General features: G+C 36.5%; 24 protein-coding genes. 14 read left to right on the top strand and 10 right to left on the bottom strand.

Annotated features, from left to right (window positions below; translation table 11 throughout):
- Nucleotides 1–118: 118 nt before the first annotated feature.
- The gene (locus ACJVDK_RS06395) at nucleotides 119–820 is read right to left on the bottom strand and encodes an NUDIX hydrolase (RefSeq protein ID WP_443939455.1); all 702 of its coding nucleotides are present in this window, start codon (nucleotides 818–820) and stop codon (nucleotides 119–121) included.
- On the bottom strand, nucleotides 817–1,494 hold the full coding sequence (locus tag ACJVDK_RS06390; protein ID WP_443939454.1) for an HAD family hydrolase: 678 nt from the start codon (nucleotides 1,492–1,494) through the stop codon (nucleotides 817–819). Before ACJVDK_RS06390 ends, ACJVDK_RS06395 begins: the two co-directional genes overlap by 4 nt.
- A gap of 120 nt (nucleotides 1,495–1,614) precedes the next feature.
- Between ACJVDK_RS06390 and ACJVDK_RS06385 the strand changes: the two genes are divergently transcribed.
- A complete protein-coding gene (locus tag ACJVDK_RS06385; protein WP_443939453.1) occupies nucleotides 1,615–2,760 on the top strand; it encodes an aldose epimerase family protein in 1,146 nt (381 codons plus the stop codon).
- A gap of 716 nt (nucleotides 2,761–3,476) precedes the next feature.
- On the top strand, nucleotides 3,477–5,018 hold the full coding sequence (locus tag ACJVDK_RS06380; RefSeq protein WP_443939452.1) for an arylsulfatase: 1,542 nt from the start codon (nucleotides 3,477–3,479) through the stop codon (nucleotides 5,016–5,018).
- A 309-nt stretch (nucleotides 5,019–5,327) separates the two neighbouring features.
- On the opposite strand, the gene ACJVDK_RS06375 is transcribed toward ACJVDK_RS06380, so the two are convergent.
- Nucleotides 5,328–5,726 carry an SRPBCC family protein gene (locus ACJVDK_RS06375; RefSeq protein WP_443939451.1) on the bottom strand — a complete coding sequence of 133 codons (399 nt, stop codon included), beginning with the start codon at nucleotides 5,724–5,726 and terminating at the stop codon, nucleotides 5,328–5,330.
- A gap of 39 nt (nucleotides 5,727–5,765) precedes the next feature.
- A complete protein-coding gene (pyrE, locus tag ACJVDK_RS06370) occupies nucleotides 5,766–6,425 on the bottom strand; it encodes an orotate phosphoribosyltransferase (RefSeq protein WP_443939450.1) in 660 nt (219 codons plus the stop codon).
- Between pyrE and ACJVDK_RS06365 the strand changes: the two genes are divergently transcribed.
- Nucleotides 6,424–7,047 (top strand): NUDIX hydrolase, encoded by a 624-nt coding sequence (locus tag ACJVDK_RS06365; protein WP_443939449.1) that lies wholly within the window; start codon nucleotides 6,424–6,426, stop codon nucleotides 7,045–7,047. The two genes, pyrE and ACJVDK_RS06365, sit on opposite strands and share 2 nt — an antisense overlap.
- A gap of 59 nt (nucleotides 7,048–7,106) precedes the next feature.
- On the opposite strand, the gene ACJVDK_RS06360 is transcribed toward ACJVDK_RS06365, so the two are convergent.
- Nucleotides 7,107–7,742 carry an HAD family hydrolase gene (locus ACJVDK_RS06360; RefSeq protein ID WP_443939448.1) on the bottom strand — a complete coding sequence of 212 codons (636 nt, stop codon included), beginning with the start codon at nucleotides 7,740–7,742 and terminating at the stop codon, nucleotides 7,107–7,109.
- Nucleotides 7,743–7,873: 131 nt separating this feature from the next.
- The gene (locus ACJVDK_RS06355) at nucleotides 7,874–8,590 is read right to left on the bottom strand and encodes a hypothetical protein (protein ID WP_443939447.1); all 717 of its coding nucleotides are present in this window, start codon (nucleotides 8,588–8,590) and stop codon (nucleotides 7,874–7,876) included.
- Nucleotides 8,591–8,832: 242 nt separating this feature from the next.
- Here ACJVDK_RS06355 and ACJVDK_RS06350 point away from each other — a divergent pair, with 242 nt between their 5' ends.
- The 9 genes from ACJVDK_RS06350 to ACJVDK_RS06310 all read left to right on the top strand — a co-directional run bounded on the left by ACJVDK_RS06350 (nucleotide 8,833) and on the right by ACJVDK_RS06310 (nucleotide 18,472).
- Nucleotides 8,833–9,576, top strand: coding sequence for a (Fe-S)-binding protein (locus tag ACJVDK_RS06350; protein WP_443939446.1), 744 nt, complete (start codon nucleotides 8,833–8,835; stop codon nucleotides 9,574–9,576).
- The gene (locus tag ACJVDK_RS06345; protein ID WP_443939445.1) at nucleotides 9,566–10,942 is read left to right on the top strand and encodes a lactate utilization protein B; all 1,377 of its coding nucleotides are present in this window, start codon (nucleotides 9,566–9,568) and stop codon (nucleotides 10,940–10,942) included. Before ACJVDK_RS06350 ends, ACJVDK_RS06345 begins: the two co-directional genes overlap by 11 nt.
- Nucleotides 10,943–10,999: 57 nt before the next feature.
- Nucleotides 11,000–11,596: a LutC/YkgG family protein gene (locus ACJVDK_RS06340; protein WP_443939444.1), complete on the top strand. Its 597-nt coding sequence runs from the start codon at nucleotides 11,000–11,002 to the stop codon at nucleotides 11,594–11,596.
- A gap of 478 nt (nucleotides 11,597–12,074) precedes the next feature.
- Nucleotides 12,075–12,428 carry a LytR/AlgR family response regulator transcription factor gene (locus ACJVDK_RS06335; RefSeq protein ID WP_443939443.1) on the top strand — a complete coding sequence of 118 codons (354 nt, stop codon included), beginning with the start codon at nucleotides 12,075–12,077 and terminating at the stop codon, nucleotides 12,426–12,428.
- Between the two features lie 134 nt (nucleotides 12,429–12,562).
- On the top strand, nucleotides 12,563–14,962 hold the full coding sequence (locus ACJVDK_RS06330; protein WP_443939442.1) for an outer membrane beta-barrel protein: 2,400 nt from the start codon (nucleotides 12,563–12,565) through the stop codon (nucleotides 14,960–14,962).
- 13 nt (nucleotides 14,963–14,975) lie between these two features.
- Complete coding sequence (locus ACJVDK_RS06325; protein ID WP_443939441.1) at nucleotides 14,976–15,860, top strand: TraB/GumN family protein; 885 nt, start codon at nucleotides 14,976–14,978, stop codon at nucleotides 15,858–15,860.
- 84 nt (nucleotides 15,861–15,944) lie between these two features.
- Nucleotides 15,945–16,103, top strand: a complete 159-nt coding sequence (locus ACJVDK_RS06320) for a hypothetical protein (protein WP_443939440.1) — start codon at nucleotides 15,945–15,947, stop codon at nucleotides 16,101–16,103.
- Nucleotides 16,104–16,166: 63 nt separating this feature from the next.
- Nucleotides 16,167–17,360, top strand: a complete 1,194-nt coding sequence (locus ACJVDK_RS06315) for a hypothetical protein (RefSeq protein ID WP_443939439.1) — start codon at nucleotides 16,167–16,169, stop codon at nucleotides 17,358–17,360.
- A complete protein-coding gene (locus ACJVDK_RS06310; RefSeq protein ID WP_443939438.1) occupies nucleotides 17,360–18,472 on the top strand; it encodes a hypothetical protein in 1,113 nt (370 codons plus the stop codon). The genes ACJVDK_RS06315 and ACJVDK_RS06310 overlap by 1 nt, the downstream gene beginning before the upstream one ends.
- A gap of 16 nt (nucleotides 18,473–18,488) precedes the next feature.
- Here the strand turns inward: ACJVDK_RS06310 and ACJVDK_RS06305 are convergent, their stop codons facing one another.
- From ACJVDK_RS06305 to ACJVDK_RS06290, 4 genes are read right to left on the bottom strand one after another with little or no spacing between them, the layout of a single operon-like run.
- The gene (locus ACJVDK_RS06305) at nucleotides 18,489–19,340 is read right to left on the bottom strand and encodes an amidohydrolase family protein (RefSeq protein WP_443939437.1); all 852 of its coding nucleotides are present in this window, start codon (nucleotides 19,338–19,340) and stop codon (nucleotides 18,489–18,491) included.
- Nucleotides 19,341–19,349: 9 nt separating this feature from the next.
- Nucleotides 19,350–19,679 carry an L-rhamnose mutarotase gene (locus ACJVDK_RS06300; RefSeq protein ID WP_443939436.1) on the bottom strand — a complete coding sequence of 110 codons (330 nt, stop codon included), beginning with the start codon at nucleotides 19,677–19,679 and terminating at the stop codon, nucleotides 19,350–19,352.
- Nucleotides 19,680–19,681: 2 nt separating this feature from the next.
- Nucleotides 19,682–20,536 (bottom strand): fumarylacetoacetate hydrolase family protein, encoded by an 855-nt coding sequence (locus ACJVDK_RS06295; RefSeq protein WP_443939435.1) that lies wholly within the window; start codon nucleotides 20,534–20,536, stop codon nucleotides 19,682–19,684.
- 23 nt (nucleotides 20,537–20,559) lie between these two features.
- Entirely contained in the window at nucleotides 20,560–21,324 is a 765-nt protein-coding gene (locus ACJVDK_RS06290; RefSeq protein WP_443939434.1) for an SDR family NAD(P)-dependent oxidoreductase, read from the bottom strand.
- 411 nt (nucleotides 21,325–21,735) lie between these two features.
- Here ACJVDK_RS06290 and ACJVDK_RS06285 point away from each other — a divergent pair, with 411 nt between their 5' ends.
- Both ACJVDK_RS06285 and ACJVDK_RS06280 read left to right on the top strand, forming a co-directional pair.
- Complete coding sequence (locus ACJVDK_RS06285; protein WP_443939433.1) at nucleotides 21,736–24,483, top strand: alpha-d-galacturonidase; 2,748 nt, start codon at nucleotides 21,736–21,738, stop codon at nucleotides 24,481–24,483.
- Nucleotides 24,483–26,036: an MGH1-like glycoside hydrolase domain-containing protein gene (locus ACJVDK_RS06280; RefSeq protein WP_443939432.1), complete on the top strand. Its 1,554-nt coding sequence runs from the start codon at nucleotides 24,483–24,485 to the stop codon at nucleotides 26,034–26,036. The genes ACJVDK_RS06285 and ACJVDK_RS06280 overlap by 1 nt, the downstream gene beginning before the upstream one ends.
- Nucleotides 26,037–26,047 lie beyond the last annotated feature (11 nt).

The following is a 26,047-nucleotide window of genomic DNA, read 5'->3' as shown; positions in this document are numbered from 1 at the left end:
ATTATTCCGTCCAAATTTTTTTGTAAAATATTTTAATGCTTTTTAGGGTAATTTGGTATTTTATAATGGTAACTATTTGACTTTAAAGTTGCTATAGCGTTAATTTTTTATTAAAAAATTAACGCTGTGCTTTTGGAATAAAATTTAAAAAGGACTGAAATTGCGCACGATGCTTCAATTTATCCAATTTGAAGTAAAAAGCACCTCTTCTCGAACTCGATTTATCCTTTTCCGTTTGCTTAATCAGTAAACCACTGGCGGTGATCTTTCGAATAAAATTACGGTTATCAATAGGCGTATCATAGACCTGTTCATATAACATTTGCAATTGAGGAATCGTAAATTTTTTAGGTAAAAGCTCAAATAAAATAGGGTGGAGGGCTGCTTGATACCGAATTTTGTCCATCGCTGCCATCACCATTAAATTGTGGTCAAAAATTAAGTCTGGTACTTCTTTAATCTTGAACCATTCAGCATGAAACTGATCGTTAATTTGTTTGCTGTATTTATTGATATCAATCAACGCAAAATACACCACTGAAACCGTTCGCTCAATCGGATCTCGTTTCGGATTTCCGTAAGTATGTAATTGTTCTAAATATACGTCGTGCAGACCAGTTAGTTCCAGTAAAATGCGTTTCGCTGCGTCATCCAAATCCTCCTGATCGCCAATAAAACCACCCATTAAGCTCCATTGATCCCGAAACGGTTCGATCGCGCGCTTAATAACCAGGAGCTTTAAATTTTCACCGTCGTAACCAAAAATAATGCAGTCAACAGCAAGTAAAACAGGTTTTTGATTGGAGTATTTTAACATCATATCGTAAAAAGCGTATTTAACAATGGATCGGTATAATCTTTTACAAAGCCTACCACGTTCGGGTATGCGCGAAATGCATCTTCTCCATGCTCGGTAGTTAAGACCAAGCATTTCATGCCCGCATTCAAGGCCGCTTCAACCCCTTTGGGTGCATCTTCAAACACAAGGCACTCTTCAGGGGCTACGTTTAACGCGGTTGCAGCTTTCGTAAAGGTTTCGGGATGAGGTTTACTCAAAACAACATTTTCAGCGCCCACAATCGCATTAAAATACGAGCGAACGTTCAAACCGTCTAATACAAAATCAATGTTGTCTAAAATAGCCGCTGAACCAATGGCCATTTGAATATGATTTTCTTTAGCCTTGGTTAAAAAACGGTCCAATCCGTCGAGCAAAGCCAAATGAGGCAAATAGCCTGCTCGGTATTGCTTTTCTTTTTCTATAGAAAGACGTGTAACCTCATCTAGCGAAAAATGATTTTCACCAAAAATACGGTCTAAAACTTCTGCGTTTTTCCCGTACATTTCTTTCTGAACATCCTCAAAAGCAATCTCGCGACCTATATCCATGGTAATAATCGCGTGCCAAGCCAATGCATGGTACTTCATATCGTTAATCATGGTGCCGTTTAAATCAAAAAGGAAAGCTTTTGGCTTGAAAATTAAATCATTCATCCGCTTCAAAAATAGGCCATTTTTTTAAACCATTCAATTATACCGTAAATATTACTTATAATCGTTATAGTAACGTTAATTTATTTTCCTACTTTAGCGATAACCAAAAATAAATCCTGTATGAAAAAAGTTTTTATAAAAAAGCTCCCATTATTTCTATTTGTAGCCCTAGCGGTATCATCTTGTACTTCTAATCAAAGCGGAAATCACGCTACAGTAAAAGCAGATTCATCGGCCTATGAAACCACTATCGACGGTAAAAGTGTAAAATTGTATACGCTTAGCAATAAAAGCGGTGTAACTGTAAAAATTACCAATTACGGCGGTCGTGTAGTATCGATGTTAGTGCCCGATAAAGAAAATAAATTAACCGATGTGGTTTTAGGGTACGACAGCATTGGGTCTTATCGTAAAAAAGGTGAACCGTTTTTCGGTGCATTAATTGGACGATATGGCAATAGAATTAGAAAAGGAACCTTCACATTAGAAGGAAAAACATACAACTTGCAATTAAACGATGGCGTTAACACACTTCACGGCGGTGCAGACGGCTTCTTTTCGAAAGTGTGGGATGCAAAACAGGTTGATGATAAAACCTTAGAATTAACCTATGTTTCAGCTGATGGTGAAGCGGGATATCCGGGTAAATTGTCGGTAAAAGTAACGTATACCTTAACCGATGATAATGGCTTGCAAATGGATTATGAAGCCACAACCGATAAAGCTACCGTGGTTAATTTAACCAATCATGCCTATTTTAACTTAAGTGGCGAAGGCAAGGAAACCATTTTAGACCACGAACTTTTAATCGATGCAAATGGATATACACCAGTCGATTCAACACTTATCCCAACTGGAGAAATAAAACCAGTAGCTGGTACAGCATTCGATTTCAATAAAACCAAAGCCATCGGCCAGTCGATTGAAGAAAACGACGAGCAATTGAAATTTGGTAAAGGTTACGACCATAACTTTGTGCTCACGCATCACGATGGAAAAATGCCAGTAGCGGTGGTTAAAAGCCCGGTTACAGGCATTACTTTAGCGGTATATACAACCGAACCAGGATTGCAATTTTATAGCGGTAATTTCTTAACCGGAGCCGATAAAGATGGCAAAGGAGGTAAGTCGTATCCGCATCGTTCGGCATTCTGTTTAGAAACACAACATTTTCCAGATGCGCCAAACCATGCAAATTTCGCATCAACGGTGTTAAAACCAGGCGAAGTGTACAAAACATCTACTACCTACAAATTCAGTAAATAAAATACTGTTAAATGTTTTTGAGAAAAGCAGGGTTCTGTGTTACTTGGTAACAGGAGTCCTGCTTTTTGTTTTCTCTTGCTACTGGAATTAACGGGTGTACTTCGGTTGATGGCTGCTTTTTGAACGGTTGCTTTAATAGCATATTACTCAAAAAATTCTTTGTCATGCAGGCGAAGGAGGAATCTCCTATAAGGAATTCTTTAAGGTTTGTTGATCAAAAAAAAATATTGCTCTTCCAATCTTATAATCAATCATCTTTAACCAGTATTCATCTTTTGAAATCCTTCGCTGCGCTCGAAAATTACACGGATTTTAGTATTTACTGTCAGAGCAAAAAAAACTCTCAACTCCCTCTGTGAAAATGCTTGGTGTGCTTCCTGGTAAAAAGAGAAAGCATAAAACAGTGTACTAACTTTCAATCGTGTTCAATTTCAGAAATACATTTACACAAAAAAGAACAAGGATATATTTGGTCTTTCTATAACTATTCAGAAATCGCTTCTATGGGCGCATGTATAGAGTCGTTTAAATTTAATTTGAGACTCTTTTCATGTATTTCTTAAAAGAAAATTCTATATTTGCGCTCTCCCCAAAAATACAAATCACATCCTAAGGTTTCGATAGATATAAAATGCAGCGCGAATGGACATTTTCGCGGGGCTATTTTGGTTTAAATTCAATTTGAATTAATAATTATTAACCTTAATATATATACTATGAAAAAAACCAACCTTACCTTAGGGTTGTTACTGATGCTTGGGACAGCATTTGCACAAAAAAAACCGAACATTGTGGTTATTTTTGGGGATGATATTTCAACCGAAACCATTGGAGCCTACAACAGGGGTTTATTTGGTGTGAAAACTCCAAATATTGACAGGATTGCAAAAGAAGGAATGATTTTTACCGATGCATATGCTCAAAATTCTTGTACTGCAGGAAGGGCAGCATTTATCACGGGGCAACATTCGTTTAGAACTGGTTTATTGACAATCGGAATGCCTGGTGCAAAGCATGGTATTCGTAAAACCGATGCAACCATTGCCGATATGTTAAAACCCTTAGGTTATAATACTTATCAAATAGGTAAAAATCACCTTGGTGATAGAAATGAGTATCTACCAACCGTTCATGGATTCGATTACTTTTATGGAAACTTATATCATTTAAATGCAGAGGAAGAACCTTTTGATAATCAATATCCAAAAGATCCTAAATTTAAAGAGATGTTTGGTCCTAGAGGTGTTTTAGAATCTTGGGCTACTACAAGCAACGATGCGACCGATCAAAATAGATGGGGCGTTGTAGGAAAACAACGTGTGCAAGATACGGGGCCATTAACTCCAAAACGTATGGAAGATATCGAATATGACTTAACTAACCATACAGTTGCAAAAATGCGTGAATCGGTAAAAGAAAATAAACCATTCTTTTTATGGCATAATTCAACTAGAAATCACGTATGGATTCATATGAACGATAAAATGGACGGAATTTCTGGATATGGTCCATATGAAGATGCTTTAATGGAATTGGATAATCAAGTAGGTGTTATTTTAAAGGAAATAGACGATTTGGGGATTGCTGACAATACAATTATCATGTTTACAACGGATAATGGTACTGAGGTGAGCTCATGGCCTCAGGGCGGTATTACTGCCTTTAAAGGAGAAAAAGGAACTACTTGGGAAGGTGGTTTCCGTGTACCTTTAGCGATCAGATGGCCAGGGCATATTCCTGCAGGTACCGTAAATAATAACATTATTGATCATACGGATTGGATGCCAACATTTTTAGCGGCTGCTGGACAAACCGACCTAAAAGAAAAATTACTTACAGGTCACAATGGGTTTAAAGTTCATTTGGATGGATACAATCAACTTGATCTTATTACTACAAACGATCCTAAAAATGCTAAACGTAAAGAAATTTTCTATTTCGATGCGCATGGTAGCTTAAATGCAGTTCGTTATGGCGATTGGAAATTAAATTTTAAGTTAACGCAAGGCGCGTTATGGGATGCATATGTAACAACGCCAAGTTGGCCTAAAATTATCAATCTTCGAATGGACCCTTACGAGCGTTCGTTAGATTCGGATATGTACTTAAGATGGCAAGGATCACAAATGTGGACTATGGTTCCTGCTCAGTCTGTTGTTGCTAAATTTTTAGAGTCATTTAAAGATTTTCCTCCAGCTGAGGGCTCTAGTTTAAGCGTAGATAATGTTTTGCGAAAAATGAAATCTGACGGTAGATAAGCGAAATTTAATTGATAAATTAAAAGGGAAGGAGAAGACATTTAAAAAATGTGCTTCTCCTTTTTTATGTGAGCTAAATAGCATATAAACGTGTTTTTGCTCTAGAAAAATCTTTTAGTTTAACCAGCATTCATCATTGAGATCCTTTGCTGCACTCGAGGATGAAAGCAAATGATTGAATTTGTTAAGCAATTAACAATAAAAAGCTCTACGCCCTCTGTGAAATTCTACCACGTTCAATTTCAAAAATACATTTAAACAAAAAAGACCAAACATTTGCTTGGTCTTTTCTATAACTATTCAGAAATTTTAGCCTAAAATTTCTTTCAATTTTTGGGTTTGATGATCCACTAATTTTTGAAGCGGACCTGAAGCTAACATTTTCATCATCATGTTTAAATCAGCCGAAACGGTGTGTTTTGCCGTAGTAGTGCCATTTCCATTATCCTTAACAGTCCATTTAAGCTCAATCTCGAAAGGAGCTTTTTCTGTAGGGATGGCAATTAGCTCTTCGTTTTCAATTCTACTTGAAATTTTAACCGCTAATTTGGCCATGTTTTGTATGGTAAAACTTGCTTCATCTTCGGTTGATGTCCAGTTGTAAATATTCTCTGGCATCAAATCCTTGTGATTATTCATGTTTGAGAGAAAAGAATATACCTTTTCAACAGGTAAGTTAATTTCGACTGCGCTATCTATAATTGTCATGTATACTTTTTTTGGACAAGTATATTAAAATAATTTTAATTATGGATTTACAACTTCGTCTTTACCCCATTCAGCAGGGTTTAAACGCCATTTGCTTAATAATTCCATCTCACTTTTAGCGATGATACTATGCTCTGCCGCATAATCAATTAAAGCTGAGTAATTCGATAACGTTTGGAAACGGCACTTAGCAGCAGCGAAATTTTCATCTGCTTTTTCAAAGCCATACGTAAAAATAGCCGCCAAGCCCACAACCGATAAACCAGCAGTACGAAGGGCTTCTACAGCCTGTAAGCTGCTTTTTCCGGTCGAAATTAAATCTTCAATCACAACCACGCGTTGACCTTCAATTACTTCGCCTTCAATTAAGCTTCCGGTACCATGCTCTTTCGCTTTTGAACGAACATAAATAAACGGTAAACCCAATTCCTGCGCAACTAAAACACCTTGAGGGATGCCCGCAGTTGCCACACCGGCAATTACATCAATCACCCCAAATTCTTCTTGAATCAGTTGTGCCAGCTTTTGGCGGATGAACGTTCTAACTTGGGGATGTGAAAGGGTGATTCGGTTATCGCAATAAATTGGCGATTTCCAACCAGACGCCCAAGTAAAAGGATTATTAGGTTGTAATTTAATTGCTTTAATTTGTAACAAAAATTCAGCTACCTTTAGTTCTATATCACTTTTATTGTACATGGCGCAAAATTACAGAATTTATATCAACGATAATACCCTCTTTGTTGCAGATGAGCTCCCACAACAGGTGGAAAAAATGCAACAGCTTGAAATTCAAGATTTTGATTTATTTACTTTTTACAAAAAACTGAAAAATGGGTCAAAAAAAAGCTACATTTTCTTATCCAAAACCCCGAGGGAAACATTTCAAAAGCTAAAAAGAGGTTGTATTACAATAAAAGCAGCCGGCGGATTGGTGGAAAGTGCCAACGGAAATTTTCTATTTATTTATCGAAATAAGAAGTGGGATTTGCCAAAAGGCAAACTAGAAGACGATGAAAAAATGAAAGAAGCTGCGGTACGCGAGGTAGAGGAGGAATGCGGTATAAGAGTATTAAAACGCGAAGAAAAACTCTGTAAAACCTACCATGTGTACACCATGGGAACCAAATTAGTCCTGAAAAAAACAAATTGGTATAAGATGAAAGTTAAAGGCCAACCGAAATTGGTTCCGCAAAAAGAAGAAGGAATTGAAAAGGCGGTTTGGCTCGATAAAAATCATTTGGTTCCCGTGTTAAAAAATACTTATCCCGCCATTCTAGACGTGCTGAAGTCAGGTGGACTGATAGAGCATGCTTTGTAATGGGTTGAATAAAAATAAGAAGGCGACAAAATGAAAATCTGTCGCCTTCGGATTATCTTTTAAAGAATTCCCTTTTCTTGTAAGAATTCAGTGAGTTTCTCAGGTTTTTCAGTCATTAAAAGCGTATGTAATCCTGCTTTTTTGGCTCCTTCAATATGTTGCGGACTATCATCAATAAACAATGTTTCAGCCGGATTTAAGTTGTTTTCTTTGATTACTTGCTCAAAAATGGGCACATGTGGCTTACGCAATTTCATGTGTTGCGAGAAGTAAGCTTTCTCAAAATGATTATCCAAATTAGGTAAGTCGAAATTTTTCATTAAATAATCAATAATCCAGTTGTAATGAATTTCATTGTTATTGCTTAAAAGAAAGGTGCGGTATTTATCCTTAATGCTCAACAACATGGCATGGTTTTGGGCATGCGTGCCAATAAGCAAGCTGTTCCAGGCATCATCAATTTGTTGGTCGCTTAGTTCGGGTTTGTTTGCTGCCGCGCGAATACCGGCTCTAAATTCTGCCGGAGTAATGGCGCCGGTTTCAAAATCGTCAAATAATGCATGATGTGCTTTATGGGCAAAGAAAGTTTCTACATCGGCAATGCCTAATTTTTGAAAAGATGCTTGTGCTATTCTAAAATCGATATCAAAGAGAACGTTTCCGTAGTCGAAAATGATGTTTTTAATTTGTTGCATGAAATGGGTGTCTTTGTTACAAAGATATTATTGCTACAGAAAGGAATGCAAAAATTGTGTAGAATTAATATACGTTTGTGTTTTTCGAGTATTCTAGTATGCGTGTTATCGCTATCAAAGAATGCTATGACTTATAAATAAACATCGGGAATGATTTCCCAAGCCCAGGGTTTTTTAAACGTCTCAAAGGTGCGCATGCCATTAAAAAAGAGTACTTCACTGGTTTTGACGTTGGCAATGTTCCGCTGATATACATTTCCGTAGGTGGAGTACAGCTGCCTTTCTTCAAAATCGTAATAGCGTTCGGTCATTTCACCGCTGTTGTGGTTGTAATAAATTTGCATAGCGTTACACAATTGCCATTCGTTTTTACTTAGCTTAAACGTATATCCACTTTGCCAACGCCATTCGCTACCGCCTTTAAATTGTAAATATAGACTGTGCTCTTTGATGAGCAGGGCTTCCAAAGGATCGCCCAATTTGCCACCTTCACTTTCGCGTAAAATAAAGTCGTTGCTCTGCATACTGATGATGTAATGCGCTTTTGTTTTGTCTTTTAGCGCAATAACTAAAATGCGGGGCTTTTGAACTTCATTGACAATTTTCGATGAATTATCTCCATACGCACGGCTTTCGCTGATGCTTTGTTTGTACTCAAGGATAAAAGCGAAATCGTTCTGGTTGTCCTGGTTTAAATCGCCTTCGGCACGTTGAAGAAGGATCCAGTCTTGTGGGATAAAATCGTTAAGTGTTTTGCCCTGTTTCTGGATTTTAGGGAAAATGAATTTTTTTTGAGCAAAGCCGATGAAAGAATAGACCAAGAAAAACAACAAACAGGAATAACGCATTTTAAAACGGGTTGGTGCTAACACAAGAACGCATGTTTTATACTTTAATTATCATTTTTTTAAGAAAATTTTAACGCTAAAACCCTGAGAAATATGACTTTTTTTAAGAAAGCATGACTGTACATAACAGTTTAAAATGATGTAGCGCTTAGATTCGTACTCGATGCCGCTAACCAAAATAGATTTGTTTCAATGTTAATTTTTCGGTTCAATAACGTAGATTTGGCTTTATTTTGTTCAGAATGAAAGTAGGTTTATTTGTCCCTTGTTACGTTGATCAATTTTATCCTAATGCGGCCATAGCAACGTTAAAGTTGCTTCAGAAATTAGGTGTTGATGTGTATTATCCTGAAAATCAAACGTGTTGCGGTCAGCCAATGGCTAACTCCGGATACGAGCATTTAACAGGTAATTGTAATAAATTATTCATCGAGAATTTCGCTGAGTTCGATTACATTGTTTCTCCATCAGGAAGTTGCACCCTTCATATTAAAGACCATTTGCACGATGATGCACGCGAAGAGGATGCAAAAAAAATCCGAACGCATGTGTATGAATTGGTTGAGTTTTTAACTGATATACTTAAGGTGGATAAGCTTTCAGCTAAATTCCCCCATAAAGTTGGTTTACATCAAAGCTGCCACGGACAAAGAGGCTTGCATTTGGCATCGATGACCGAATTGGTGGATAAACCCTTTTCTAAACCTTTGCAGCTGTTAAATCAAGTAGAAGGATTGGAAATGGTTGAGCTAACCCGTCCGGATGAATGCTGCGGTTTTGGCGGTACTTTTTGTGTTGCAGAAGAAGCCGTATCGGTGAAAATGGGAAAAGATCGGGTAGAAGACCACATCATGAACGGAGCGGAATACATTACCGCTGGAGATATGAGTTGCTTAATGCACATGGAAGGCATTTTAAAGCGTAAGAAAAGCAACGTGAAAGTGTTGCATATTGCTGAAATTTTAAATGCGGGTGATGGAGAATAATACAAAACACATGAAACATCCCGAGTTATCGGATATTTTTAATAAAGATGAAGCACGCGTAAATTGGCACGACGATACCCTTTGGTGGATTCGTGCGAAGCGTGATAAAGCCGCTCACGGTATTTCTGAATGGGAATTGTTGCGTGAAACGGCTTCGCAAATCAAACACAATACCCTTTCAAATCTGAACGGTTACTTACTTGAGTTTGAAAAAAATGCCCTTGCAAACGGTATAAAAGTGCATTGGGCCGCAAACGCGGAAGAACACAATAAAATTGTATTGGGCTTACTCCAAAGTAAGGGCATTACGCAGATGGTAAAAAGTAAGTCGATGTTGACCGAAGAATGCCATTTAAATGATTATTTAGAGAAAAACGGGGTTGATGTAATTGATTCAGATTTGGGCGAGCGCATTGTGCAATTGGCCAAAGAACCGCCAAGTCACATCGTTTTGCCGTGTATTCATAAAAAGAAAGAAGAAATTGGTCAAATTTTTCACGAAAATTTAGGCGTAGAAGCAGGAATCTCTGATCCTCAAATTTTAACAGAAACGGCTCGGATTCATTTGCGTGAAACTTTTTTAACCCGCCGCTCGGCTTTAACCGGTGTAAATTTTGCGGTGGCAGAAACGGGCGAATTTGTGGTATGTACCAATGAAGGTAATGCCGACATGGGCGCTCATTTAGCCGAAATTCACATCGCCTGCATGGGTATTGAGAAGTTAATCCCTCAGAAAAAACATTTAAGTGTTTTCTTACGCTTACTTACCCGAAGTGCTACAGGACAGCCTATTACCACGTATTCAAGTCATTTTAAAAAGCCAAGAAAAGGGCAGGAGATGCACATTGTGCTGGTTGACAACGGACGTAGCGTACAATTGGGTAGAGAAAGTTTTCGGAACTCACTCAAATGCATTCGTTGTGGTGCTTGTATGAATACCTGTCCGGTTTATCGCCGAAGCGGAGGTCATAGTTACCACAGTGCTGTTGCCGGACCAATTGGTTCTATTTTAGCGCCAAATTTGGATATGAAGGAAAATGCAGATTTACCATTTGCATCCACTTTGTGTGGTTCATGTAGTAACGTGTGCCCAGTAAAAATTAACATTCACGAGCAGTTGTATCAATGGCGTCAAGAAATTGTGAAGGAAGGCTATTCGCCTGCAACAAAAACGGTAGCCATGAAAGTGATGGACTTTACATTGTCATCGCCAACACGCTTTAAACTGGCCGGTAAAATTGGCCGTTGGACATTGAAAAATGCACCCTTTACGGTTAATAATTCAATGAACTTATGGTATAAAAACCGCGAAATGCCAACGCCACCAAAAGAGTCGTTCTCTGAATGGTACAAACGAAATAAATAGGCGCTTAAATTTAAAACTCAATAAACCAAACTATATAGGGCAATAAATACATAACTAATGAGCAGAGAGCAAATATTAAACGCCGTTTTAAAAAGTCAACCTCAAGCAACCGCACTGCCTGCTGATTTGCAATTCGATTCTCCAACGAGAGAAGCGATTACAGAGAAATTTATTCAAATGATTACGCTAATTGGCGGAAGGGTAATTCCTATCCAACAAATTGAGGATATTAATTTGTATGCTGCGGAACATTTTAAAGTGACGGATAGAAAAATTACGCCGATTGAAGCGTTAGATTTTTATGTTCCTTTTACCGGAGAAGAAGATCCCCACGAATTTGCAGATACCGAATTTGCGGTTTTTGCTACGCATTTTGCCGTGGCTGAGAATGGAGCCGTGTGGATTACGGAAGATAAAATGGGACACCGTGTATTGCCGTTTATTACCCAAAATTTAGCCATGCTAGTGGATGAATCTGAGATTGTTGCGACCATGCACGATGCGTATCAAAAAATGCCCGATAACGACTATGGTTTTGGAACATTTATAGCAGGTCCTTCAAAAACGGCAGATATTGAGCAATCCTTGGTTTTAGGAGCACACGGTGCTAGAACCATGACCATCTTTTTATTGAAGAAAGCATTGAATTTCTAAGAATTCAATGCTTTAAGAGGAATGTATGTTTGGAAATGGAAATTTCCAAGCTGTGTTTTATACGATGCTGTTTTTTATTGGTTGAGATCGGATGTAGAATCTTGTCTTTCACTTTCACTATTGATTGGTAAACAAAGTGCTTGTTGGTATGCCACGTATTTATTTCATTTGTTTTCACAAGCGCTTATTAATAGGCTTTTATTTTAGTGCCAAATCATATCCCAAATAGAATCAAGAAATAAATTGATGTAAATTTTATATTAATAGAACATGATTTTATTTCTGGACTATTTGATGTTGTTAATTAAAAGTGTAAGTTTATATTGTATTCTTTATTAAGCTTTACCGCTTTTCTCTAAACTAAGACATAAAGAATATTCCTTATTGTTATCGCTAGATTTCTCTATTGTTAGAGAGTTTAATCACATTCACTGTTTTGTATAAACATGCATGTATTTTTGATTGAATTTCTATTCTGATGATTGATAAAACATTAAATAGTAGCAAACTAATTATTTCAAATTGTGATTTTATCCATCTTGTAGATTATCATGATATTATCTATTGCATGTCTGACGGGGGATATAGTCATATTTATGCTAAAGGTGATCAACATTACATTTTAGCAAAGTCTTTAGGGCAACTCGCCCAAAAATTGATGCTAAATAATTTTATTAGAGTTAGCCAGCAATATATTATCAATCGAAATGCGATCTCAAAAATTGATCGTAGGCAAAAAAAAATACACTTACAAAATCAAGTAGAAATATCTTTTACCATTACATTAAAAGATTTACTACGGTTTATTGATCTGTCTTCAGATTGTTCCTAATTGCGATGTTAATTACTTTGTCGCGAATATATAGTGAAAGCACCTACATCTTAAGTTCATCCCTTTTTGATTTTTTAAATTAAAAAAATGATTATAAATTGTCGGTATACATATACACTAGTTAGTATTTTTGAATGCATTTTAAGTTAGTTTTTTTTGTGTTATTTTTTGTATTCTTTATTAGAAGTAGTAATGCTCAAAAGAACGAAAATAGTATAAGTGGATTTGTTTTTTCAAAAGAAACATTAAAAAGTTTAAACGGAGCTACCGTAATGATAGAAAATTTTACAACTAATAAAATTTATAGGGAATTAACAAACTCAAATGGCGATTTTGCTTATAAAAACCTTCCATTAGGCACCTATGTGCTTAAAGTTAATTTTGTAGGATATCGCTCTAGTTCGGATACACTGGTTTTGTCAACAGAAAGCCTAAAACCTACTTTTATTAAAATTGCTTTGTTGCCTGTGCGAGAAGAGCTTAAGGATGTAATCATACAAGGAGAAAAAAAAGAGCCTTTTATTACGTTTTCTAAAGGGAAATTAATCTTAGATGTTGCAAATAGCCCCTTGGCAGTTGGCAATTCTGCTTATACCGTTTTAATGCGTACACCGGGGCTAAGCGAGCAAAACGAGCGTTTAACGTTTAGGTCGAAAACGGTAAATGTTTTAATAAACGGAAGACCTAGCAACCTTAGGGGCGAAGCACTGAGGATGTTTTTGGAAGCCATGCCCGCTAATCAATTGGCAAAAATAGAAGCAATTCCAAATCCTTCGGCCAAATATGATAGCGATGGTGGCAGTGTAATTAACATTGTACTAAAGGTGAATAATAAGTACGGCATAAGTGGGACACTCACCGGAGCTTTAGGTACTGGCCGGTTTTTTAGGCAAGAGGAGGGGATCACCTTGAATTATGGCAGCGAAAAGCTGAATTTTTATAGCTCCTATAATTTGAACATAAACAAGCAATATTACAGCACTGATCGGACCACGTTTTATCAACCCGATACCAAAATAGTAACAGATGATTATGAAACCAGGCGTAGAAACATACAGAATTTGCGAGTAGGGCTTGATTATGAAGTGAACAATTCACTAACAATAGGTTTACAAGGTAGGGGTTTTTTAAACAATGGGTTGCGCCAAGTAGAAAGTGTTGTAGATGCTTATTCAGGACTTGATAAAACAGCATCAGCTTTAACTAATACGCAAAGCGATGTGACTATTTTTAGCCCTTATTTTAATGCCTACGCCGAAATTAAACTAGATTCGCTTGGGAAAAAATTAGCCATCAATGCCGACGTTTTAAACCAAGATAAAAGCTGGAACGATGTTATTGTAGTGGATGATACCTATGGCAATGCAGCCAATCAATTCTTAAAAGCAACCCAACCTGCTGCTATATTTACCCATGTATATGCGGTAGATTATACACAGCCATTGGTAATAGGCAAAATTGAAATGGGGATAAAGGCTCAGTTTACCAATACCACTAATAACCCTGTTTGGCAACGCTTGATAATGGATAGTTACGAGGTAGATAAAGATAGGTCGTATAATTTCAATTATAAAGAGAATATTTTAGCGGGTTACATAAACTGGAATACAACTTTCTTGCAAAAAGTGGATCTTAATTTGGGACTCCGAGTAGAACAAATGAAGCTCAATAGCCACCTTATTACAAGTGATTTAAGGTCGAAACGAAACAGTCAAAATTTGTTTCCCACAATTGGGGTAGAATATGCCTTGTCGGCCAATAGTGTATTAAATGCAAATTACCGCAAAAGCATCGATCGCTTTGGTTTTAATGTGGTTAATCCATTCAAAAATTTCATTAATCCCTATTTTTCTACCAGCGGAAATCTAGATATTTTGCCCCAAATAAAGCACGATATGGAGTTTGCATATACGTATAAACAGGCCTTTAATTTTGGTGTGAGCTACACCCAAACCAAAAATGTAATTGCTCCTGTTTACCTACAAAATGATTTTGATAATGGAATTTATTCAACCTATAATAATTTACCTAAAGCAGAGCTTTTTTACTTGTACGCAAATGTACCCTATAAAATTGCCAAATGGTGGAGCTTTAATTTAAGTGGAGGGTTTGGTTTTTATAAATTTAATACGGCCGTTGATACACAAATAACCATCAACAAAACATGGTCTTATTTAACCCAATTAGATAATTACTTCGAATTTAAAAATAATTGGAAGTTTGAACTCATTTACAAAAGTCGCGGACCTTATGCTTCAGGTATTTATAAAGAAAAAGGATTTAACATAATTAATATTGGTGTAAGGAAGGGTTTTTCTGATAATAAATATGTTATAAGTGCCAATCTAACAGATTTGTTGAACTCAAATGTTACGCGTAGAACAACGGATTATTTAGGAATGGTCATCACCGCTCGAGAAAAGGTGGAAAGTAGGTATGCCACTCTTGGATTTACATGGAATTTTGGAAGTAAGAAGAAAAAATCGAGCAAGAATAAAGCAAAAAATTTCGACGATTTAGAGAAGAGAATTTAATATGAATAAAAATATGAAAAAACATTATTTACTGATATTGCTAATGATAAGCCTATTTACAAAAACCGAAGCACAAAGTTTAGATACTAAATCAAATTCCCTTTTATGGGAGGTTTCCGGAAACGGAATAAAGGGGAGCTCATATATGGTTTTTACCACGCCGAGCATTTGTGAATCAACACCTTCTTTGTTAGAAAAAATGTCGGGCTTAAGAAACAGCATTACACACTATTATACAGAAACAGGTATTAACAATCCTGCATATAGAGAGCAAGCTCAAAAATACGCGTATTTGAAAAATGGGGAACAGTCTATTCGTAAATTGATTTCAGCAAAAAATTATTTACGGTTAAAAAGTATCATGGAAGAAGAAAAGATTAGTGAAAAATTGCTAAATCAATTTAATTCTTTAATGATTTATAATATCCTCTCTAAAGCTTTTACGCCCGAGTGTAATAAAGCAAATTATACTGAAGATCTTTTTAGAGAGTATGCCGATCAACACAGTTATAAAGTAGATGCTATTTTTTCATTAACAGAGGCATTTGATCTGTTAAATGGATACGGAAGTGCCTATTACATTGCAGAAATTGAACATCTATTAAGTAATCAAGCAAAAGTAACCCAAGAAATTAAAAAGAAGGCAGCGCTGTATAAAACAGAAAATCTAGCTGAAATTGAGCAACTATATAAAAGTAGCCATTTCTTAAATTCTCGTTTTCAGAATGCTGATTTGGAAGAAAAACGGATAAGCCAATTGGTTAAGAAAATGGATGCCGTAATTAAAAGCGGAGGCATACTAATCACCTTAGATATGGCAAATGCCTTTAATTCAGGTTTTAACGTTATAAGCGAAATGCGCAAACTGGGTTATACAGTAAACGCATATAAAAATTAAGATATATAAGAAATTCAATGGCCGGCGAATAAGGGTACCCGAGAACCTTAAATAGAGTAGGATTTAATTTAAAAAACAAAAGTTATGAAAAATGAAAATTTAGCTCAATTTGAAAGAGTAATTTCAATGGAACAATTAGAACCAAGATTAGAATTAGCGGTAGCTAAAGATAGAGAAGTTTCTGTAGAAATCGGCTATGATGGTGGATTTACAGGTTCAGTAGGATACAAAGTTTCTTTCTAAGAATAAGTAGTATAAGCTGTCGAAAAATTTTTCGACAGCTTTTTAAATTAATAATTAAAATTGATGGATAATTTTACCTTACAATCTGATCTAAAACAAAACAGATTCTTACTAATTAAGGATCAAATTAGTTTCTTGATTTCGGACGTGATGTTTGATATCCTGAAAAATTATCAAGAGAATAAATCTTCAGCAGAAATAGCGGATCAGATGAAAAATAAATATACTGAAATAGCTATTGATACCGCTTTTGTAGACAATGCTCTTGAAGCTATTTTTAATAAACTCACCAATATTAAACCAAAAGAAGCACAACCTGATTTTTTACATTACAAATGTACCATCGTTAAAGAAGGAAAGTTATCAAAACTTTATTTAGTACTCGCTAATCTATTTAATAGGTATTTATTTTATGCAGTTTTTTTAATTGGTATTTTTACGAGTATTTATTTTTTCTATTATAATGAGTTATTTAGTGTAGTAGCCATTCATAATGCCGCTTTAGATAAGTTACAAGTAAGCGACATCCTCATTTCATACATTCTCTTTACAGGAATCATTCTTATTCACGAATTAGGTCATGCATCGGCCAGTACTTATTTTGGCATAAAACCTAAAGAAATTGGTTTTGGGTTCTATTTTGTATTTCCGGTATTCTATACCAATGTTTCTAAAATTTGGGAACTTGACTTTGTTAAAAGGAACACGGTAAACTTGGGGGGGATATATTTTCAACTAATAGTTAATATTTTTCTCATATTTTTTTTCTTTCTAAACGATACTGTAGGCTTTGTGTTCGAATTAATTATTGCCAATACCTTTAGCATGTTGTTTTCATTAATTCCTTTTTTTAGATACGATGGATATTGGATTTTAAGCGATACCTTAAATATTCCTAACCTAACATTAAAAGCAGAAAAAGCCATTAGAAACGTACTTTTTGCCCCAAAGCAACTGTTTAAGGCAAAAACCAGCGAACAAAAATGCGTTACACTCTATGCTTTGTTAAAAATGCTTTTTTGGGTTTATGTGTACTTTTCTATTTATGGATACATCGTTTTTAGTGGGAGGCAAATTGTTTTTTTACTTCAAAATGCTGAATATAAGGAGAATGTGCGGCAGATTTTGGGACTTGTAGTTTGTTGTGTTGGTTTATTGAGTACGCTTTTCTTTTTAGGAGTACATTTTTTTGGAATAGTTAAGTTTTTTAAGCGAAACTTTCTTTCTACAAAGCGTGGACATAAGCAATTGGCTTAATGGATTTTAATGAGTACAAGGCTGCATTACAACGCATAGAGGAAAAGCTAGATACAGGAGCACTGCTAGATGCGGAAACCTTCACTAAAACCGAATGCTTTGTGAGTGCTAATTTGGGGAATTTTATTCCTGAAATACCTTATACCAACCATTTATCCATTACAAAATCAATCTTAATCCATCGCGAGCGAAGCATTGTTGAAGGCAAGTACAATCGAATTTTAGATAGCGTACAATTTGGTGCAAATGTGAATTCAATTTTGCAACAACTCAAGCAATGTCCCTCTATTATTTATTCATTTCATTTGGGATCGATGCATCTCATAAATCATTGGTTGGCAAAAAATAAGTTGGCCTATTCCTTTATTGCTTCACGCCGAACGTTAGATGAAAATTTAGGTCATTTTTTAGAAATGGCTGAACGCCAAACAAGCGCCTACGGCGATATTGATTTATATTATATCGAAGCCGATGAGCCAAATGCGGCAGTAAAAATGTTAAGAGCCTTAAAAAATGGCAAACATTTGCTTATGTATATTGATGGAAACGTGGGTACAAAAAAGGAAAATGATCGGTTAACAAGCATTCATTTTTTAGCGAAGCGTATTGCCGTTCGCTCAGGGGCTGCACTATTGAGCTACTGGAGTGCTGCACCTTTGATTGGTGCTTTAGCCTATCGCAACGAAAAAAAAATAATTTGTATGGATTTTTTTGAGCCTTTATATCCCCAACAACAAAATTTACGAGCTATTGAAGAAAAAAGACTTATGCAAGCTGCTTATGATTATTTTTCGGTCCTATTAAAAAAATACCCAGATCAATGGGAATGTTGGATATACTTGCACAAATGGTTACATGTGAAAGAGCTTACGTATAAGGCTCCAATAACACTGCCGTCTGATTATTACGTGTTTAATGAGCAGGACTTTGGTTTGTTTAGGATAAAAGACGACTGTTTTTTGTTTTGCAAACGCAATTACTTGTCTTATGAGCTAAAGGAGCAAATGTACCAAAGGCTTTGCGAAATGAGGGTGCGTAAAATAAAAACGAGCAGTATTGATTTAACTTGGGCACAAGGGCTGCTAAAAGTAGGAGCTGTGCTTTATAGCTAAAAAAAGCAAATTTCTATTAATCATCACTATCGTCGTTTTCTACCATATTTAAGCTGTAAAAGTTTTTAGCATTTTCGCTAAAGACTTTGTTTTTTTCTTTTTGGGTAAATCCCTGCATGTATTTGGCTATGAGATTAAACCAATCGTGGTACGGTCTGCTCACAAGCATTACCGGCCAATCGCTACCATACATGACTCTTTCTGCACCGAAACATTCAAAAACGGTGTCAAAGCAGGTGAACATTTCCGATTCTTTCCAGTTTCGCCAATCGGCTTCGCATAGTAATCCGGAAATTTTACATAGTACATTTGGATTTTCGGAGAGGGTTTTAATATGTACCTTCCAATTTTTGATATCCCCACTTTTAATGTTGGGTTTGCCGCAATGGTCGAGTACAAATGGTTGATCAGGAACCTGATCAACCATTTTAATAATGTGTTTTAGCTGATTGTGATAGCACAATAAATCGTATGTATACTGATGTTTTTTTAAGGCTTTTAAGCCGCTGATAAAATGTCTGTTTAAAATAAATTGCTCGTTTTCAGCTTGTAGTACATGGCGCCATCCTTTAATTTTTTTGTAAAAGCTCCAATAATTTAAACGTTGTTCTATTTCAGGATTTAGAAAATCTATCCATCCAACAATGCCTTTAATTAAATCACTTTGTTCAGCAAGCCCTAATAAAAAACGATTTTCAATTTCACTTTGATTTGCCTGGACAGCCACACAGCCCTCTATTTGTAATTCATTATAAACCCTACTTAAGTTCTTAGGGCTAAAGTTTTTACATATAGCTCCCATTTCATCGGTAATCCAATTATCTCGAATCGGGTCATAATTCCAAAAATGTACGTGTGTGTCTATCATACGCTATCGTTAAAGTTTAAAAATTTTATCCATCAATAACCACTTTTCTCCTGGTTTTGCCATTGGCAAAGCTTGTTGATACTTCCACATAAGTGTTTCCCATTCCTGTACTTTCGGATTGGAAAGGTCGGCATTCGCTTTTGCTTCAAATGAAAAGGATTCACTTACATCCATAATCATAAAAAGACGGTTTCCGAGTAAATAAATTTCCATGTCTTCAATTCCAGAAGAAATGATGCTTTCTTTTATTTCGGGCCAAACCGCTGCGTGATATGCCTTATATTCGTTGATGAGTTGTGTATCATCAATTAAATCCAATGCGAAGCAATGTCTTTTCATGTTTAAGCTTCGCTAAAGGCTTTTACTACTTGCTTGCTGGTTCCTAGACCATCAATACCCAATTCTACCACATCACCCGCTTTTAAGTACCAAGGTTCAGGTTTTTGACCCAATCCAACACCTGCAGGAGTACCAGTCGTAATCACATCACCTGGTAAAAGCGTCATAAACTGACTGATGTACGAAATCATGGTTGGTATATTGAAAATAAGATTCGATGTATTTCCATCTTGTAATTTTTCGCCATTAACAGTTAACCACAAACGAAGGTTGTGTACATCTGCAATTTCATCTTGCGTAGCAATGAATGGACCAAGCGGAGCAAAGGTATCTGAACTTTTTCCTTTTACCCACTGACCATTGCGTTCTAATTGAAATTCGCGTTCGCTATAATCATTGTGTAAAACATATCCAGCAATGTGCTCGTAGGCATTTTCTTCTGAAACATAGCTAGCTTTTTTACCAATAACAATGGCTAATTCAACTTCCCAATCTGTTTTTTTACTGTTTTTAGGGATAATTAAATCATCATTAGGGCCTACAATAGCTGAAGTAGCTTTGAAAAATAAAATAGGTTCTGTAGGGATGGGTGCATTGGTTTCTGCAGCATGGTCTTTATAGTTTAAACCCACGCAAATAATTTTTGAAGGGCGTGCCATTGCTGCACCTAAGCGTACATTTTTATCTACTTCTGGAAGTTGAGCTGTTTTAACTGCTTCTTTCAATTTTTCAAGTGCATCGCCAGCAAAAAAAGCTTCGTTATAATCGTCCACTAATGAAGATACATCGAAGTATTTTTCATCAATAATTACTCCGGGCTTTTCAAACCCTGCTTCCCCAAATCGTATTAATTTCATTTGAATATATTTATAAAGATAATTTACGTATTTAAAGTGGTAAAACCACCATCAATTGGATAATCTACACCGGTAATAAATCCGGCTTCATCGCTACACAGATAAAGTGCCAATGCACCAATTTCCTCTGGTTTACCCATGCGGCCAATGGGCTGTGATTTTGATAATTTCTCGAACATTTCAGGGATGTTATCCGGATAATTTTTTTGTAAAAATCCATCCACAAAAGGCGTATGCACGCGTGCAGGTGAAATGGAATTACAACGAATATTATCTGCTAAGTAATCTTTAGCCACACTCATGGTAATGGCTTTTACAGCACCTTTGGCAGCGCTATATACGAAGCGGTCGGCCAAACCAATTAAAGCAGCAATAGAAGCCATGTTAATGATAACACCGCCACCATTTGCTTTCATTTGCGGAATAGCGGCAAACAAACAATTGTAAACGCCTTTAACGTTTACGCGCATGACACGGTCAAAATCTTCTTCCGATGTGGTGTCGGCTTTACCAATGTGTGCGATGCCGGCATTGTTAATTAAAATATCAATAGGGCCAATTTCATTGAACACTTTTACAACATCGGTGTGATTAGAAACATCGCAGGCATGTGCAAAGGCAACTCCTCCGGCAGTTTTAATCTCATTTAATGCATCCGATGCATTTTCTAATCCTAATTCTAGAATGTGAATTTCGGCTCCTTGCTTCGCTAAAACAGTTGCAATGGCTTTTCCAATGCCACTACCTCCTCCTGTAACTACGGCTCTCTTACTTGTTAATGAAAACATGATTTTTGGTTAAAATGTATTTTTAGGAAATATGTGGGAAATATATTGAATTTATTTTCATTTCGGATAATTTTTGAAGCTTTATTGGTAAATAAATCGTTTAATGTATTTTAATTTTTACCTGCCTTTGCAAATTTTTCGATACGTATCAGGTAAATTGAATCTTTCTGGATAATATTGTATATTTTTAGCTTAAAACTAGTTCAAATTTGTTATTTAATAAGAGGAATTTTCCTTATTTTATTGTTTTGTAACTAAATTATTGCAGTTTTTAACGAAAGCTAAGATTGTATAGTAATTAGCCTAAATGTTAGAGAAATACCCTTGGTTTATCTGTTAACTTTGAACAGTTGAACTAACCAGATAAGTGCATTAAGTTTCTGCTGAAAGCTTAATAAAGAACCACATCCAATGAAAACCCGTATACCCTTTATTTTTTTTTTATTTCTAGTTGTTGTTGAATTTCAAGCGTCTGCCAAGAAGATTTCCAGAGCCAATTCAAAAATTCTAATCAGTACCAAAGCCAGTAATCGCGTAAATTTTGGGGCGATGAAAGTGCAAAATAGTTTAAAGCAAATTTCCATTTCATCGGGTATTGAACGTTTAGATAAGGTAAAGAACGCTACCTCTGGAATTGTAATAGGCCTTTACGCGGATAAAATATTCGACTCGCTTATTGCCGATTCCTTGCGTCAAAAAGCTGCGCAACAAGGAAAAGAAGGTTTTGCCATTTATACACTTAAAAATAAAATATACGTGATAGGAGCCGATGATTCGGGCGCGCTGTATGGTTGTTTAGAATTAAGCAATCGTATTACCGAAGCAAAAGGCATTCCGAAGCAACTTTCAGTGTTGGATAAACCTCAAATGGTTTTGCGCGGAACCTGTATAGGTTTGCAAAAAACAGATTATTTGCCCGGGCACGATGTATACGAATATCCGTATACGCCGGAGAGCTTCCCTTGGTTTTATGATAAAGATTTGTGGATTAAGTACCTCGATATGATGGTTGAAAACCGTTTCAATTCGTTGTATCTCTGGAATGGGCATCCTTTTTCATCGCTCATTCGATTGAAAGAATATCCTTATGCCGTGGAAGTAGACGATGCGACCTTTAAACGCAACGAAGAGATGTTTAAATTTCTAACCACAGAGGCCGATAAACGCGGAATTTGGGTGATTCAAATGTTTTACAATATTATCATTCCTAAACCATTTGCCGATAAACATGGGTTAAAAACGCAAGATAGAAATCGACCAATTATCCCGCTAATTGCGGATTACACCAAAAAATCGATTTCCGCTTTTGTTGAGAAATATCCCAATGTGGGCCTAATGGTGGCCTTGGGCGAAGCGATGGAAGGAGTTGGACAAGATGACATCGATTGGTTTACCAAAACAATTATTCCAGGGGTTAAAGATGGCTTAAAAGCCGCAGGAATTAAAGAGGAACCGCCAATTGTATTGCGGGCGCATGATACAGATGCACCAAGTGTAATGAAAGCAGCCTTGCCTTTATACCATAATCTTTATACCGAAAATAAATTTAATGGAGAAGCTTTAACGACCTATACACCAAGAGGTGCTTGGGCAGAGTTGAACCGTAAATTGGCCTCCATTGGCAGTATAAACATTTCAAACGTGCATATTTTAGCCAATTTGGAGCCTTTTAGATATGGTTCGGCAGATTTTATTCAGAAATCGGTAGTGGCAATGGACACCATTTATGGCGCTAGAGGATTGCATTTATATCCACAAACCAATTATTGGGATTGGCCGTATTCGCCGGATAAAATTAGCCCGAGACAATTGGAGGTAGACCGTGATTGGATTTGGTACAAAGAATGGGCCCGTTATTCCTGGAACTCGAAACGCAACAGAACCGATGAAATAAACTACTGGGGAAATACCCTGGCTGCCAAGTATGGAACAGATTTAAACGCTGGTAAAGAAATTTTAAAAGCATACGAAGAATCCGGTGAAATATCGCCCAAGCTATTGCGCAGATATGGAATTACAGACGGAAATAGACAAACCTTAACATTAGGCATGTTGATGACGCAGTTTATTAATCCTTTCCGCTATGGGGTTTTTACATTGATGTACGAATCGGAAGCGCCAGAAGGTGAAATGATTATTGAATATGCCGAAAAAGAATGGAAAAAACAAGGCCATATTGGCGAAACACCTGTTCAAGTTGCGAAAGAAGTTGTAGAGCACGGACAGAAAGCTTTGGTAGCGATTAATGAAGCCGCAAAAAACGTAACAAAAGATACAGAAGAGTTCAATCGTCTTAAAAACGATATGTATTGCTACAATGCCATGGCTAATTTTTATGCCGAAAAAGTAAAAGCAGCGCTATGGGTATTACGGTATAAATATTCGAACGATGTAAGCGATTTAGAAAAAGCCTTGCCACTTTTAGAAAAAAGCTTAAACTATTATAAAGAATTGGCTGGTTTTACAGAAAACGCCTATCTGCATGCCAATAGTATGCAAACCAAGCAACGTAAAATCCCGATGAGAGGGGTAGACAAAACCTTTATTCACTGGAGAGAAATGGTGCCTGTTTTTACAAAAGAATTAACGCATTTTAAAAACAGTATCGATTCATTAAAATCGCTGAAAGCAGGAGCAGTCACTAAAATTAAACCTTACCAAAATGCCGATGTTAAAATTGTAAGCCCTAATTTGGAAAGCTATGTGCTGCATAAAAATACTTCTTTGTTTTCGGATACTACTATTGTAGTAAAAGAACTTACCGAAGTTTTAGAAGGATTGAAAGGCGTAAAATTAGCTTCAAAAAATCAAATTGCCTCGGGTACAAGTATTACCTTTACCAGTAAAGTGCCGGTAAAAGTGTTGGTTGGTTATTTTAATCAAAAAGATGGTAAAACGTTGTTGCCACCGCAATTGGAAATAGATGCCAGTGCCAATAATTATGGGCAGGCAGAAATTAAAATTTCCAATGCATTGGTAGCCGAAGGTTTTGCTCCGTTGAATGTGCATGCGTATAGTTTTTCGGCTGGAACAAATACCTTGACCTTAGGCAAAGGAAGAGCACTGGTGCTTGGCTTTATAAATGAAAAGGAAGAAATGAGAATCTTCAATGCCGGATTAGATGGCAGAGGACGTGATATTGATTGGTTGTTTGAATAATGAAAAGTTTTATAAAAAAAACAGCAATAGCTTTACTATTGCTTGCTACAAGTAAGTCTTGGGCACAAGAAAAGGCAATTTTAGGGACCCAAAAATTGGCTAAATATGTACAGTACTTCAATGCTATTGATACCGAAGCAGTGAAAAATTTTGTGCCTAATAATCAGGCCTTCGATTGGTTAGCGGTAAATGTACCTTTGTTTGAGTGCCCTGATTCTGTATTGGAGCAGAACTATTACTACCGTTGGTGGTCGTTCAGAAAACATATTGTTAAAACGCCTGAAGGATTTATCATCACGGAGTTTATTGAGCCCGTAAAGCACGCTGGGAAGTACAATTCCTTAAGCTGCGCTTTGGGGCATCATTTGTATGAAGGACGCTGGATAAAAAATCAAGAATACCTACAAGAAGATATTGCATATTGGTTTTATCATGCGGATGTTGGGCAATCGAAACAACGCTTTCATCAATTTAGCAGCTGGGTAGAAGATGCCATTTATCAACGGTATTTGGTAAAACCAGATGCAACTTTTTTAAAAAGCCTTTTACCTGCCATGGATGCTGATTATGAGAAATGGGAGAAAGAAAGACAACTTAAAAACGGTTTGTTTTGGCAGTTTGATGTAAAAGATGGCATGGAAGAATCGGTTAGCGGTTCAAGGAAAGACCAAAATCGTCGTCCTTCTATTAACGCGTACATGTATGGAAACGCCTTAGCTTTAAGCAAAATGGCAACGCTTTTAAATGAACCAAGCTTAACGGCTAAATATTCAGAAAAAGCAAGCACACTTAAAAAATTTATACAAGATAGTTTGTGGAATTCAAAAAGTAATTTTTTTGAAACGCAACTAGCCAAGGGAGGATTGGCGAATGTTCGCGAAGCTATTGGGTTTATTCCATGGTGTTTTAACCTACCGGATGACACTAAAACGCATGCAAAAGCATGGGATTCCCTGTTGGATACCGCAGGCTTTAATGCACCTTGGGGCTTAACAACTGCAGAAAGAAGAAACCCTACTTTTAGAACCCGTGGTACCGGACATAGCTGCGAATGGGATGGAGCACTATGGCCTTTTGCCAGTGCGCAGACATTAAAGGGTTTGGCTAATCTGTTAACGAATTATAAAAATAAAGGGGCGATGAATGCCAACGTTTTTTATGACGAATTAAAAAAATATGCGGCATCACACACCAAAAATGGTCAACCGTATATTGGCGAATACCAAGATGAGAAAACGGGCGAATGGCTTAAAGGAGATAACTCAAGAAGTTCTTTCTACAACCATTCTACTTTTTGCGATTTGGTGATAAACGATTTAATTGGTCTAAAACCGCGTGCAGATGAGGTTTTAGAAATAGCACCTTTGTTGCCAAAAAATAAGTGGGATTGGTTTATTTTAGAGAATATTTCGTACCACAACAAAAATCTGAGCATCGTTTGGGATAAAACCGGAAAAAAATACCAAAAAGGGAAAGGCTTTTTAATATTTGCTGACGGGAAAAAAATCTATCAAGGAAAAAATCTAAAAGCAATCAAAGTTGCTTTAAACTAAGTGAATTGAAC

The sequence above is a fragment of the Pedobacter paludisoli genome, assembly GCF_052344095.1.
GTDB lineage: Bacteria > Bacteroidota > Bacteroidia > Sphingobacteriales > Sphingobacteriaceae > Pedobacter.
Note: the sequence above shows the minus strand (reverse complement) of the source record. Positions and strands in the feature narration are given on the sequence as shown.